This is a genomic window from Sulfurovum aggregans, from assembly GCF_055385215.1.
On the sequence record NZ_AP042387.1, the window covers coordinates 213,204 to 225,020 of the forward strand.

General features: G+C 35.9%; 19 protein-coding genes. 8 read left to right on the forward strand and 11 right to left on the reverse strand.

What is annotated here, in order from left to right; translation table 11 throughout:
* Positions 1-113 precede the first annotated feature (113 nt).
* Positions 114-506 carry a hypothetical protein gene (locus tag ACZ48W_RS00995; protein ID WP_464828918.1) on the forward strand — a complete coding sequence of 131 codons (393 nt, stop codon included), beginning with the start codon at positions 114-116 and terminating at the stop codon, positions 504-506.
* A gap of 63 nt (positions 507-569) precedes the next feature.
* On the opposite strand, the gene ACZ48W_RS01000 is transcribed toward ACZ48W_RS00995, so the two are convergent.
* From ACZ48W_RS01000 to trxC, 7 genes are all read right to left on the reverse strand, one after another.
* Positions 570-866: a c-type cytochrome gene (locus ACZ48W_RS01000; protein ID WP_464828920.1), complete on the reverse strand. Its 297-nt coding sequence runs from the start codon at positions 864-866 to the stop codon at positions 570-572.
* 81 nt (positions 867-947) lie between these two features.
* Complete coding sequence (locus ACZ48W_RS01005; protein ID WP_464828922.1) at positions 948-1,262, reverse strand: cytochrome C; 315 nt, start codon at positions 1,260-1,262, stop codon at positions 948-950.
* Between the two features lie 153 nt (positions 1,263-1,415).
* Positions 1,416-1,739 carry a hypothetical protein gene (locus tag ACZ48W_RS01010; RefSeq protein ID WP_464828924.1) on the reverse strand — a complete coding sequence of 108 codons (324 nt, stop codon included), beginning with the start codon at positions 1,737-1,739 and terminating at the stop codon, positions 1,416-1,418.
* A 48-nt stretch (positions 1,740-1,787) separates the two neighbouring features.
* Positions 1,788-2,120: a hypothetical protein gene (locus tag ACZ48W_RS01015; RefSeq protein ID WP_464828926.1), complete on the reverse strand. Its 333-nt coding sequence runs from the start codon at positions 2,118-2,120 to the stop codon at positions 1,788-1,790.
* Positions 2,114-3,307 (reverse strand): sensor histidine kinase, encoded by a 1,194-nt coding sequence (locus ACZ48W_RS01020; RefSeq protein ID WP_464828928.1) that lies wholly within the window; start codon positions 3,305-3,307, stop codon positions 2,114-2,116. The genes ACZ48W_RS01015 and ACZ48W_RS01020 overlap by 7 nt, the downstream gene beginning before the upstream one ends.
* Complete coding sequence (locus ACZ48W_RS01025) at positions 3,261-3,932, reverse strand: response regulator transcription factor (protein ID WP_464828930.1); 672 nt, start codon at positions 3,930-3,932, stop codon at positions 3,261-3,263. Before ACZ48W_RS01025 ends, ACZ48W_RS01020 begins: the two co-directional genes overlap by 47 nt.
* 9 nt (positions 3,933-3,941) lie before the next feature.
* Positions 3,942-4,370: a thioredoxin TrxC gene (gene trxC / locus ACZ48W_RS01030; protein ID WP_464828933.1), complete on the reverse strand. Its 429-nt coding sequence runs from the start codon at positions 4,368-4,370 to the stop codon at positions 3,942-3,944.
* An 85-nt stretch (positions 4,371-4,455) separates the two neighbouring features.
* Here trxC and msrA point away from each other — a divergent pair, with 85 nt between their 5' ends.
* Both msrA and ACZ48W_RS01040 read left to right on the forward strand, forming a co-directional pair.
* The gene (gene msrA, locus ACZ48W_RS01035) at positions 4,456-4,983 is read left to right on the forward strand and encodes a peptide-methionine (S)-S-oxide reductase MsrA (protein WP_464828935.1); all 528 of its coding nucleotides are present in this window, start codon (positions 4,456-4,458) and stop codon (positions 4,981-4,983) included.
* 525 nt (positions 4,984-5,508) lie between these two features.
* Positions 5,509-5,784: a hypothetical protein gene (locus tag ACZ48W_RS01040; protein WP_464828937.1), complete on the forward strand. Its 276-nt coding sequence runs from the start codon at positions 5,509-5,511 to the stop codon at positions 5,782-5,784.
* On the opposite strand, the gene ACZ48W_RS01045 is transcribed toward ACZ48W_RS01040, so the two are convergent.
* On the reverse strand, positions 5,767-6,210 hold the full coding sequence (locus ACZ48W_RS01045; protein ID WP_464828939.1) for an FAD synthase family protein: 444 nt from the start codon (positions 6,208-6,210) through the stop codon (positions 5,767-5,769). The two genes, ACZ48W_RS01040 and ACZ48W_RS01045, sit on opposite strands and share 18 nt — an antisense overlap.
* A gap of 108 nt (positions 6,211-6,318) precedes the next feature.
* Here ACZ48W_RS01045 and ACZ48W_RS01050 point away from each other — a divergent pair, with 108 nt between their 5' ends.
* Positions 6,319-6,975, forward strand: coding sequence for a CDP-alcohol phosphatidyltransferase family protein (locus ACZ48W_RS01050; RefSeq protein ID WP_464828941.1), 657 nt, complete (start codon positions 6,319-6,321; stop codon positions 6,973-6,975).
* A 287-nt stretch (positions 6,976-7,262) separates the two neighbouring features.
* Positions 7,263-8,348: a methyltransferase gene (locus tag ACZ48W_RS01055; RefSeq protein WP_464828943.1), complete on the forward strand. Its 1,086-nt coding sequence runs from the start codon at positions 7,263-7,265 to the stop codon at positions 8,346-8,348.
* 107 nt (positions 8,349-8,455) lie between these two features.
* Here ACZ48W_RS01055 and ACZ48W_RS01060 read toward each other — a convergent pair whose 3' ends face one another.
* The 3 genes from ACZ48W_RS01060 to ACZ48W_RS01070 all read right to left on the reverse strand — a co-directional run bounded on the left by ACZ48W_RS01060 (position 8,456) and on the right by ACZ48W_RS01070 (position 9,452).
* Positions 8,456-8,656: a hypothetical protein gene (locus ACZ48W_RS01060; RefSeq protein ID WP_464828945.1), complete on the reverse strand. Its 201-nt coding sequence runs from the start codon at positions 8,654-8,656 to the stop codon at positions 8,456-8,458.
* Positions 8,657-8,730: 74 nt separating this feature from the next.
* Positions 8,731-9,006 (reverse strand): acylphosphatase, encoded by a 276-nt coding sequence (locus ACZ48W_RS01065; protein WP_464828947.1) that lies wholly within the window; start codon positions 9,004-9,006, stop codon positions 8,731-8,733.
* A gap of 2 nt (positions 9,007-9,008) precedes the next feature.
* Positions 9,009-9,452, reverse strand: coding sequence for a hypothetical protein (locus ACZ48W_RS01070; RefSeq protein WP_464828948.1), 444 nt, complete (start codon positions 9,450-9,452; stop codon positions 9,009-9,011).
* A 98-nt stretch (positions 9,453-9,550) separates the two neighbouring features.
* Between ACZ48W_RS01070 and ACZ48W_RS01075 the strand changes: the two genes are divergently transcribed.
* The 3 genes from ACZ48W_RS01075 (at position 9,551) to truD (ending at position 11,784) form a co-directional block, all read left to right on the forward strand.
* Positions 9,551-10,336 (forward strand): sulfite exporter TauE/SafE family protein, encoded by a 786-nt coding sequence (locus ACZ48W_RS01075; RefSeq protein ID WP_464828950.1) that lies wholly within the window; start codon positions 9,551-9,553, stop codon positions 10,334-10,336.
* Positions 10,337-10,394: 58 nt separating this feature from the next.
* Entirely contained in the window at positions 10,395-10,610 is a 216-nt protein-coding gene (locus tag ACZ48W_RS01080) for a dodecin family protein (protein ID WP_464828952.1), read from the forward strand.
* Positions 10,611-10,692: 82 nt separating this feature from the next.
* Positions 10,693-11,784: a tRNA pseudouridine(13) synthase TruD gene (gene truD, locus ACZ48W_RS01085; RefSeq protein WP_464828954.1), complete on the forward strand. Its 1,092-nt coding sequence runs from the start codon at positions 10,693-10,695 to the stop codon at positions 11,782-11,784.
* Positions 11,785-11,817: the final 33 nt, after the last annotated feature.

Consider the following 11,817-nt stretch of genomic DNA (forward strand, 5'->3'; position numbering starts at 1 on the left):
GATAAAATACAAACATAATATAGAAAAACATATTTACGTCGGGGTGAGACACCCCGACCTACGAAAGGAAAAAATATGACAAGAATTAAAATTCAGTGCAAGCGAGGCACTAAATGCTGAGTCGTAAAATAAAAACAAAACTTCTATCACTGTCTCTACTCACCATCACCCTTCTTCTAACCGGATGCAGCGACAAAGAGAAAACAAAATCCATCACAGAAAGCGGTATGAAATGTGGTCCAGGAAAATGTGGCGCAAGCATGGTAGATGGTTCTGCAGTACTGGTGAAAAAGAAAATGAATATTTTAAACCAGCTAAAGGAGGATGACAACAGACGGGACTGTGTACTTAAAGCAACAACAACAAAGGCTCTTTATAACTGTGTACGTGTAGAAAAAACAGGAAGGCTCAGTACAAAATGTTCAAGTGACAATACCAAGCAAGCACCTAAAAAAGAGGTATCAACTATGAAATGTGCTCCGGGTAAATGTGGAAACGGTATGTAAATTAATTTTGGGAAATAGAGAAAAAGAGGTTTTCAAAAGCCAAAAGGCTTTTGAAAAGAAGAATTACTTCATCGCAGCAATATGCTCTGCAACAGCTTTGATAGCAGCATCATCCATAGAAGCTACTTGACCTTTCATAAGTGCACCCATACCGTGTTGGTTAAGTGTACCTGCTTTATAACCGTGAAGTTGCTCAATTGTTTTTGCAGCATCCTGACCTTTGATAATAGCAGATTTACCAAGTGCAGCTTTTTCACCGTTTGTACCATGACAACCAGCACATTTAGCATATGCAGCAGCACCGTCAGCCATAAGTAGTGTAGATCCAGCAAACAACATTGCAATTGCGATTTTTTTCATTTTAATTCCTTTTAAATTAATTTTTAAAACTCGGAATTATAACATTCCGAGTTTAACTATATCTTAGAAGTACCGTACTTCTTAGCAAGAAGGAACATTCCCTGAATCAGATGCATATTCATATGCAAAATCATAAATATGTGGAACATATTTCTCTTTTAGTTTTACACCTGGACAGATCTTTGCAGCTTCTTCAGCAAATTTACCTGCACCTTTGATTTTTTCCCACTCATCCTGAGTATGTTTTGCGGCAAACTTAGCACCGGTAAAACCACATACCGCTTTCATCTTCTTCATATAAAGTTTTTGTCCTTTTTTTACATCTGCAGAAGCAGTAGTTGAAAGTACAGCCAGTCCAAGTAAAGCAGAAACTGCTATTTTAGTCATTTTAGTCATTTAACATCCTTTTGATTTTAAGATGAGAGATGATAACATGAAATTGTGAAAAGATTGTGAATAAAAAGAAAAAAGTAGAAGCAGAAAAGAAAAAACTGCTTCTATAGGTTACACTTACTAAAAATCTGAACTTATAATAAATATTATTTTACCTTAACATTTAGGTACAACTCCGTCACTTGCATACTTTACAGAAAACTCATATACATGTTCCCACCATGAAGGTTTGATCTTGTTCAATTTTAAACGAGGGCATATCTTTTTTGTTTCTGCCTGAAATTTTCCCTCATCATAGATCTCTTCCCACTCATCCTGTGTATGGTTTCTGGCAAAACGTACACCGGAAAATCCACATTTTTTACGAAATTTCTTTTTAAAAAGTTTTTGTCCTTTTGTTGCTCCCGCTGTTACTGTTGTCGGCATACTCACCGCTATGAAAAGTGCCAATGCCACTACCGTGATTATCTTCATCATCATTCAACCTTCCTAATTAGTATAATTTATTGTTATCCTATACTATTATATCTACTTCAACTTATCAAAAACCTTAAACTTTTCCCAATATATATTGATTGCTTCATCAAGTTCATCGTCACTCAACCTGCTCTTCTTTTTTATTCCGTAATTATCAATAAAAAGTTCCGACATTACCGAAATATTTTTAGAAGGATAGCGTAAATAATGTTTAAGGCCTGCTTTGACATTTTCTTCTCCGCTGTATAGCTGCAGGTATTTTTTGAACATCTGCTGCAAGGTGGTCGGTAATTCTTTATGACACTCTACACAATGGCGCTCATAAGCATCTTGAGAGAAGACTCCTGAAATCAGAATAATGAATAAAACTGCTTTTTTTACCATGTCAATATTACCTTTGTTCCTTCACCCATTTTTGACTCTACATCTATCTGAATATGATATTCATCAACAATTTTTTTAACGATACTCAAACCTACACCGAAACCTCCTTCACTTTTATTGAATCTCATATAACGGTCAAACATAAACGGTATCTTCTCTTCATCTATACCAATCCCTGTATCCCATATCATCAACATATTTTGACGCAGTTTTATACCTACTGTACCTCCACGTTTGTTATATTTGATCGCATTGGATATAAGATTGTCTATCACACGTGTGATTTTTTGTTTATCTGTTGTTATTGTTGCATGTTCCAGATCAAAATGATATATCAACTTCTTGGATTCAGCTAAAATAGAAAAATATTCTGCTCTGTTTTTCAATAGAGTTTGAAGTTCTATGCTTTCATCTTCATTCTCTTTCTCCTGCTCCAGGGTCAGATAGGTCAGATCCTTATAAAGTGTGGAAACTGTTTTGGCTGCAATATTGATACGTGTCAGTTTTTTCTTATTCTTCTCTACCATGACATCTGTATCCATCATCTCTATGTTGGCAAGTATTGCCGAAAGAGGCGTATTGAGTTCATGTGTCGTATCTTTGATGAACCTGTCAAGCAGCATGATAGAGTCACGCATAGGTTTCAGGAAGAGTTTTGCAAGGAAAAGACCGAATACCATAAAAAGAAAAAAGGAAATAAGACCATAACCTGCAATATGCTTCCATATCTCTTCACGCCATACTCCGTCATCTTCCACTTCTATAATGAGATATTTTGTACCCAGATAGTATGTATCCAATGTTTTTACAAAATGTATATATTTTTTACTTTTTGTAATATATATCTCTTCATTAAAATGTATATGTTCATCTTCTAATAAAGAAAAGATCTTCATGAACTCTATATCATAAATCGCGGATCTGAATCGCGGATCACGCGGATACGTATTTCTCTCAGGAAAAAAGTAATGCAGTACTTTAAGTCTTTTTGTCTGTATATACGCATATTTTGAAAGTGTAGCACGCTGTTCGGCCAACATAAGTTTCTCTTGACTCTGATAGTAAAAAGCAGAGAGCAGTGAGATCATAAGAATGACTATCGCTACATAAAGTGTTAAAAATCTAAGAAGGGATTTCTTTTCACTTTTCAGTAATGAATTTGTAGCCTTGCTTTTTGATACTAACAATTCTTTCCTTACCTATGATCTTACGAAGATTTTTGATATAGGTACGCAGTGCTGAGTCGCTAGGCTCCTCATCAAAATCCCATAAATGTTTATAAATACGTTCGTGTGCAATGACCTCTCCCTCTCTTTTCATGAAAAGATTCAAGAGTCTTGACTCTTTATTGCCTAATGGAACACTTTTCCCATCAATGATCAGTTCACTGTTTTTAATGTCATAAGCGATATTTTCAGAGATCTGTATCAACTCTTTATTTTCATGGAAAAAACCTCTTTTAAGCAGTGTCTCTACACGTATATGTAATTCTTTAAGTACGAAAGGTTTACGGATATAGTCATCACAACCGCTCTCGAACCCTTTTTCCAGGTCATCTACAGAATCCAGGGAAGTAATATAGATCGCAGGAGCAACAACCCCTTCCTCCCTGCTCTCTTTCAGCAGGTCAAAACCATTGATACCGGGTGTATTTACATCCAGAAGAAGCAGATCATATTTACTCTCATACAGTTTTTCCTGTGCTTCATATCCGTCATGCACACTGACTACATCATACCCCTTTTCTTCAAGAAACTCTGTTACTGTTTCATTCAGATTTGCATCATCTTCCAATAATAATATTTTACTCATCAACTCTCTTTACAGGTATTGTCTTACCCAGCTCTGTAAACGTCCTGCACTCAGGGCACCACTCAGTCTGTCAACCTCTTTACCGTTTTTAAAGATGATCAAAGCAGGAATACTCTGTATGCCATACTGTGCACCTAAAGCCTGCTGTTCTTCCGTATTTACTTTTAGGAATTGCGCCTGAAGAGGCATTGACAAAGCAGCTTCTTCAAATGCCGGTGCCATCTGCAGACAGGGACCACACCAAGGTGCCCAAAAGTCTACCACTACAGGAATATCACTGTTCACTAAAAAGGTACCAAGTTTTCCTGCATCTACAGAGACTGGTCTGCTATCAAGCAGTGACTGTTTACACGCACCGCAGTTTGCCTTGGCATAACTCGCTTTTTTAGGAATACGATTTACCTTGAGACAATGTGGACATACAACATTAACATTCATAAGAAAACCTCCAAAAATCATCATTATTTTTATTTTCTTAGGTATTATAGCAAATAAAGTAAATACAATATAGATAGGATAATAAATGGCAATAAAGGAACTCATAATAGGTGGTGGATGTTTCTGGTGTACGGAGGCGGTATTTGAACTGCTTAGGGGTGTTAGTGATGTAGAAAGCGGCTATGCAAACGGTCACACGCTCAACCCTACTTACAGAGATATCTGCACAGGAGAGACAGGACATGCCGAAGTGATCAAGATCACCTATGATGACTCAGTCATTACAGTAGACACACTTTTTGACATTTTCTTTGTGGTACACAATCCTACTACCCTTAACTACCAGGGAGCAGACAGAGGTACACAGTACCGTTCTACAATTCTGTATACGGATGAAGAGACAAAAGAGACTGCATTGGCAGCAAAAGAGAGAGCACAGGCAGACTATACTGACCCAATTGTTACAGTTATAGAACCACTGGATGTCTATTACCCTGCCGAAGTGTACCATCAGGACTATTACCGTCAGAATCAAATGCAAGGCTACTGCATGGCAGTCATACCGCCGAAGTTGGCAAAGTTGAAAGAGAAATTCGGGAAAGAGATGGCGTAGTTATACTAAACTTTTAAGTCACTGGTCTCATAAGCCGGAGTTTGGATTGCAATAAAGCCCTAAATACACAAAGGCTTTGTATCTATTTAGAAAATGCTACGGGTCTTTTATTGAAAAAATCAGAAAAAATCTTACGAGAGAAAACCTTATAATATTATATATTTTATAAGGTTTTTAAAATTTAAAATTCTATTTAGAGATTATTTCCATCACTGATCCTCGCAGAGACAACTGATAACAACAAACCTAATACACCCAAAATAAGTATAATACTGAGAAAAATATTTGGTTCAGGTAATCCTGACCACCAAATATAGTCCGCAAACGCCCCAATAGCGAATACCCTTATAAAATATGTTAGATTATGAGGTTTTAAAAAGTCACATGAAATAATCATTTTGGTTTAGGTACTCATCCCTCGTAATTTTATTTTTAAACAAGGTACATTTAGATATAAATATCCCAATAAAAGATACTATCTGGTAAAATTTAAGGTTTTACACATCCATAATAATTGGGGTAAAATTGAGAATATTAACTGTAGGTTTCAGCGATGAATACGCAAAGAGACTTTATAAAGAACTAAATGAATATTTTATTTGTATTGTAGATAATGCAATAGATATATATGATGCAACCAATTTTACAGACTTTAGGCACTATGAGCTTGTACTCATTGTGGATGAGGGGCTAAACCTTTCAATATCACGTTATGTAAATGAAGTTAAAAAGAAAAAAAGTGACACAAAAGTTATCATACTCTCTCTGTTTCTTAGATATTATCTACGCAACAATCTGTGATGAATATTTCCCCTTATGAGATTGTGCAATCACATTTTGTTTTATTTTTGTTGAAGAGGTCAGAGAGTTGTATCTGACTTGTATTATTTTTGCACCCTTTGCTTTGAGATATTTTTCAACGGCAATATTATGTGGTTTATCTCCCCAATCTTCTCCAATGACAAAGATATCCACATTTAAGTCTTTACAGTTACTTACGTATTCTAGTTTATTATAAGAAACAACATCATCTATGCATCCTAATGCTTTTAGCATTCTCATTCTTTGATCTAATGGGATAACAGGTACATTTCTTTTGTATGAACCTACGACTTCATCAGAAGCCACACCTACGACAAACTTATCACCCAAGGTCGCACAGTATTCTAATAAATCTAAATGACCAACATGTACCATATCAAAGGTACCAACAGTATATACAAGCATTTTAAAAATTCCTTTAGTAATAAATATATTAAGCGTATAATATCACTTTAATGCTAAAATACAGCCTTACTTAAAAAAAGTTTAATATTTATTTAAAGGATTTAATTTATGCCAAAAAAAATTACAAAGAGTGTAAAAAAGAAACAACCTACAATCCTCTCTTATGTTAAAGACCTTCCAAACCTTTTATCACTTTCTGGATTGGCATGTACTATCCTTGCCATCTATTTTTCTATTACCGGTCTTTATGCTGCGGCTATGATTGGTATGGTTTGGGCAGTTGCTTTTGACTGGGCTGATGGACTTGTCGCGAGAAAAATAAAGGGAAGAACTCCTACGGACGCAAAGTTTGGGGGACAACTTGATGTGGTAATAGACATAGTAAGTTATGGGGTGACTCCAGCAATTTTACTTTTATCTTATGGAAAATTTGAGCCAATATTTCTTCTTGGCGCCTTTATAATGATGGCAGCTGCAGCTATACGACTAAGTTATTTTAGTACTTATGGCTTAGCAGGAGGAACGAAATATACAGGTCTTGCTCTTGATAACAATAGCTTAATCTTGGTTTTTGTATTTTTATTAGAAAGCGTAGTAAGTCATGGAACTTTTGTAATCATATTATATCTTAGTGGCGTTGGACTTGCTATTTTAAATGTATCAGAGATCAAAACACCAAAACTCTCAGGAAATCCGAGAAATGTTTATCTGCTTGGGGCTTATACATTAGGCATAACAGTTATATATGGCTTGCAATTACTATAAAAAAGAATTAAATAACCCCGGGGACAGCATCAGTGGCATTAAATTAGACCAAAATACCTGATATAGTAAATTGCTTGATAAGGATTTGCAAACGGTTAGTAATAGTGCTTATAGTCAGGCAAGAGATAAATTAAATTATACTGCATTTGAAGAACTTGAAAATGATGCTAGTGATATATTTTATAAAAAATAATATTCTCTGGTATAAATCATCAATATTGTAGAAATCAAACCAGAACAAAGACTGTATACATTAAACTGCAACATAAGATAAAAGGCATAACTACATGAATAAAGATTTACAATCTATCCAGCCAGATAGACCAAATATTATCACTACAGAGATTGAAGCTATAAGCTTCTATCGTAAAATGGATACAAAGGCGACTGTTGTCGAAATGATTGCAGGAAAGTATGTTCTTGTTGAAGAATTTTATAGCAATGGTTTACAAGTTTTAACTGAACTAAAAAGAAACCTTTTACTTAAACATAAGGACAAAAGTTTTCAAGGACAACGTGATTTTCGTTCTGCATTTAGAGAAGCCTCACATAGATTATTACTGAAAGTAAAAGATAATAAACTTCTTGTTAAAAAATGTCCTGATATTGGTTGGTTAGAATTGTTATACCCAGATGTATCAGAATTTTATGTATCTTTTCCTGAAGTTCAAGGAATGAATAGCTCATGGCAGTGGTATAAAAAGGGAATTGAAATTAAAACTTTAAATTTAACGCTTCACCCCTTTTATGGAACATATTTCCCAACACGATTTGATCATTTAAAGTTATTTGATAAATGGTTAAAGAAATACGAAGGAGCAAAGAATAACGCAATAGAAATTGGAATAGGAAGTGGTGTTTTATCATTTCAATTAATCCAAAATGGTTTTAAAAACATCTTCGCAACTGACACAAATAAAAATGCAATTATCGGTGTTTCGCAGGAAAGTAAACGATTAGGATTTGAAGATAAGATAACACTAAATCATGGTGATTTATTTGAAAATTGTGATGTTAAAGCTGATTTAATTGTTTTTAATCCTCCTTGGTTACTTGCAAAACATACATTGGAAGAGGGAATTGATAAAGCCATGTATTATGAAGAGGAACTATTTCCAAGATTTTTTGAGCAAGCACAAAAGCACCTTTCTCCTGATGGAAAAATAGTTCTAATATTTTCAAATCTAGCTCAAGTAGTTGCTGAAGAAAGCACGCATCCAATCATAGAAGAACTGCAAAAGAATAAGCGTTTTAGAAAAGAATTGCACCTAAGAAGAGATGTAAGAGCTTCATCAAGAAGAACAAAACGTACAGATTCCAGAGATAATGAAAAAGTTGAATTATGGGTTTTAGCACATAAAGAAAAGAAATAATTCTATAAATACCTGGAATCATTGTACAAGTAAAAACGATTTGAACTTAAAAATATGTACCCTGACCAACGGGAGGAAATGCCCTTGGGGTGCATAACGTCATATTTTTATCTCTCCCCTAAAGGATTATCGCTCCGCTTCTTCACCTTTCTCTCCTGCTCTTCAGAAACATTGGGCTGCGAAAACTCTACTTTTCCGTAGATGATACACCCTCTGCACCCGGGATCACAGACATGGGAGAGTTTCATGCACCACTCTTTTATATCACCATTCTTACCTAAGTACTGACATCCCCAACCACTGGCCATAGTAATATACTCCTCTATTATTTATTGGTCGGCTATACCCCAAGGGCATTTCCTACAGGCAAGCCAACCCTACTTTAATATCTGATTTCAAAACCGTCTGTAGTAAATTCTGCATCATCTATGATCTCATATTTCACATCTTCCACAGAACTTAAAGGGGATCCCTCTTTAAGTATCTGTATGAATGTATCAAGATCATCATCAAAGACTTCTGCTACCACTTCAACCGTGCCATCAGATAAATTTTGGATGTATCCTTTAAACTGTTTCTTCATTAATGCCTGCGAAACAAACTTTCTATAGAAAACACCCTGCACTCTGCCAAAAATGACAAATCTGTACCACTCCATTCTTACACTTCTCCATACTCTTCTTTAAGATTTTGCAGGAACTCCAAAATACGTTTTTGAAAAAGTACTTCTTCTTCATTTTCATCATCCGCACACTCATGCAGCTGCATCAGCATACCCATATCTATTTTTTGGGCAAAACGTTTTACTTCTTTTGTTTCCCGCTCTACAAGCATGATAAGATGTTCAAAATCAAGTCCATTCTGGGTAATGATCTTATTGTGATATTCATTTACCGTATCTATAAGTAACTCTGCCCTGTCATGGTCATCACCATAAATAGTATGTGCTATCTCTTTGAGTTTCTGTTTTTCACATTCATCTATCTCTCCATTGGAAGAAACCATCAATGTCAGGATCTTTGCACGGTATTCCAGAGAGCTATGGTGATAGACTAGAAACTCTCTGAACATTTTCATTACATTGCGTTTAAATAATTTAAACATTCTCTTCCTTAAATACTCTATAATTAACACCATTTTAACAAAAAAATACTATAGTTTTACATCTTATTGAAAAACGTATTATAATACAAAGAGAGAAAATGAACAATATTGATCTAGCCATCATCCTCAGCACTGCTTTTTTAGGCAGTGTAGGACACTGCATTGGGATGTGTGGAGGCATTGTCGTGGCCTACAGCTCTACCAAAATAGACCAAACTTCCGCATGGACAAGACAGACCATTTCTCATCTTGCCTACAATTTCGGGCGGGTAACAACCTACACTATCCTGGGTGCCATGTTCGGCCTTCTGGGCAAAGCTATTGCTTTTACCCCTACAACAAAAGGTGTGCTTTTTGTACTTACAGGTATTTTAATGATACTGGCCGGATTATCGCTTGTGGGAAATATCAAGTTCTTAAGTTCCGCAGAACTATCTATCTCAAAAAATGGGTGGTATCAAAACAGTTTTAGAAAACTCATTAGCAGCAAATCATTGCAAAGCTTCTTTTTACTGGGTATGCTCAATGGAATCATACCTTGTGGATTAGTCTATTCATTTGCTATTTTTGCAGCAAGCACGGCAAGCCCTCTATGGGGTGCTATAGTTATGGCTACCTTTGGACTTGCCACCATCCCTGCACTCTTCTTCTTAGGTGTGGTCACAAAGTTTTTACAAAAAGGATCTCTAAGAGGCACCATGTTGAAACTTGCAGCTATGCTTGTTATCTTTTATGGACTTTATACACTCTATAAAGGATATAATTTCATAGCACACCCTAAAGAGACACAAGAGATGCTAGACAGCATGCAGTCAGGAAGTATCAAGAGTAAACTGGAAGGTAAATGCGGAGGCATGAAATGTGCTCCCGGAAAATGTGGTTAACACCCTATTTATCTTTTTATCTTACAATGAATATGTTTCTTATTCAAAAGGAGAGAACATGTCAAAAGTAGTAAAAGTAATCGAAGTTCTGGCTCAATCAGAAAAATCGTGGGAAGATGCAGCTGCAAGTGCAGTAAATGCAGCAAGTAAAAGTATTGATAATATCAAGTCTATCAATATTACGAATATGAGTGCAAAAGTAGATAATGGCAAGATCATTAAATACCGTATCAATGCAAAGATCTCTTTTGCAATTGGCAAAAAGAAATCATAAGCCCTTCCATTCGTAGGCAAGAATACGCCCTGAAAGAAGTGCTTTTAGGGTACGCACGCTACATTTTGGGTATAATTCACCCATGAATCACATTAAAATTTACGCTTATAACCATACCCCACTTCAGTTTGATTTTAAACAAACTATAGAACGTTTTTTTGTTGAAGAGATACCTCTTTACAGTTTTACAGGAAACGGAAATTATCTTATATTAAAAATTAAAAAAACCGACATGAGTACATGGAAGCTCATCACAGTACTGGCCAAAGCCACAGGATTACAAGAACGTGACATTGGATATGCAGGCTTAAAAGATAAAAATGCAACCACTATACAGTATATTTCTCTACCGAAAAAGTATGAAAAGGAACTCAACAAGAACCTCACCACAGAGAAGATAGAAATACTTGAACGTACCTATAACAAAGCTCCCATCAAAATAGGACATCTTAAAGGCAACAGATTTTCCATCATCCTGCACCATATCAACGAGAAAGACGCAAAGTTTTTTAATACCACCGCAAAAATGATGCAAAGTAAAGGCATACCCAACTACTACGGCTACCAACGCTTCGGGGAAGACAGCAAAAGTTACCTACAGGGTAAAGAGATAGCCCACTCTGGAAAAAAGCTCAAGGGAAGCAAAGAGAAACTGCTCGTATCTGCCTACCAAAGTCACCTCTTTAACAAATGGCTGGGACAAAGGGTCAAGCTCTCTACCATCATTGCAACCAACAAAGCAGACGTAGCAGCAAAAAAACTCAAGTACCCTCTTGAACTTGTCAAAATCCTGGCTAAACAGCCTCAGCTCTTTAAACTCTTTTTAGGGGATGTCATCATGCCTTACCCTTACGGAAAAACGAACTTTGTTAAAGATATGCATCAAAGTGCCCAAGCATTTGAACTCAAAAAGATAGCCCCGACAGGACTACTCTGCGGAGCCAATGCCCTACGAGCCAAAAGTGATGCCTATCACCTCGAAGAAGCGTATGATGATACCGAATTAAGTTCTTTGAAGGGAGATAGACGCTTTGCCTGGATATGGCCCAAGGAAGTAGAAACTACATATGATAAAGAAACAAAGAAGCTTACTGTAGATTTCTATCTGCCAAAAGGCTCATATGCTACAACCTTTTTAGAAGAAATAGGAAAGTTTTCTTTAAAGAAAGGGTGAATCAATCATTTTTATATTACTATTATAGTAATA

Coding starts and splice junctions, on each gene's coding strand:
- ACZ48W_RS00995 (WP_464828918.1), top strand. CDS start 114: ATGCTGAGTCGTAAAATAAAAACAAAACTTCTATCACTGTCTCTACTC.
- ACZ48W_RS01000 (WP_464828920.1), bottom strand. CDS start 866: ATGAAAAAAATCGCAATTGCAATGTTGTTTGCTGGATCTACACTACTT.
- ACZ48W_RS01005 (WP_464828922.1), bottom strand. CDS start 1,262: ATGACTAAAATGACTAAAATAGCAGTTTCTGCTTTACTTGGACTGGCT.
- ACZ48W_RS01010 (WP_464828924.1), bottom strand. CDS start 1,739: ATGATGATGAAGATAATCACGGTAGTGGCATTGGCACTTTTCATAGCG.
- ACZ48W_RS01015 (WP_464828926.1), bottom strand. CDS start 2,120: ATGGTAAAAAAAGCAGTTTTATTCATTATTCTGATTTCAGGAGTCTTC.
- ACZ48W_RS01025 (WP_464828930.1), bottom strand. CDS start 3,932: ATGAGTAAAATATTATTATTGGAAGATGATGCAAATCTGAATGAAACA.
- trxC (WP_464828933.1), bottom strand. CDS start 4,370: ATGAATGTTAATGTTGTATGTCCACATTGTCTCAAGGTAAATCGTATT.
- msrA (WP_464828935.1), top strand. CDS start 4,456: ATGGCAATAAAGGAACTCATAATAGGTGGTGGATGTTTCTGGTGTACG.
- ACZ48W_RS01045 (WP_464828939.1), bottom strand. CDS start 6,210: ATGCTTGTATATACTGTTGGTACCTTTGATATGGTACATGTTGGTCAT.
- ACZ48W_RS01050 (WP_464828941.1), top strand. CDS start 6,319: ATGCCAAAAAAAATTACAAAGAGTGTAAAAAAGAAACAACCTACAATC.
- ACZ48W_RS01055 (WP_464828943.1), top strand. CDS start 7,263: ATGAATAAAGATTTACAATCTATCCAGCCAGATAGACCAAATATTATC.
- ACZ48W_RS01060 (WP_464828945.1), bottom strand. CDS start 8,656: ATGGCCAGTGGTTGGGGATGTCAGTACTTAGGTAAGAATGGTGATATA.
- ACZ48W_RS01065 (WP_464828947.1), bottom strand. CDS start 9,006: ATGGAGTGGTACAGATTTGTCATTTTTGGCAGAGTGCAGGGTGTTTTC.
- ACZ48W_RS01070 (WP_464828948.1), bottom strand. CDS start 9,452: ATGTTTAAATTATTTAAACGCAATGTAATGAAAATGTTCAGAGAGTTT.
- ACZ48W_RS01075 (WP_464828950.1), top strand. CDS start 9,551: ATGAACAATATTGATCTAGCCATCATCCTCAGCACTGCTTTTTTAGGC.
- ACZ48W_RS01080 (WP_464828952.1), top strand. CDS start 10,395: ATGTCAAAAGTAGTAAAAGTAATCGAAGTTCTGGCTCAATCAGAAAAA.
- truD (WP_464828954.1), top strand. CDS start 10,693: ATGAATCACATTAAAATTTACGCTTATAACCATACCCCACTTCAGTTT.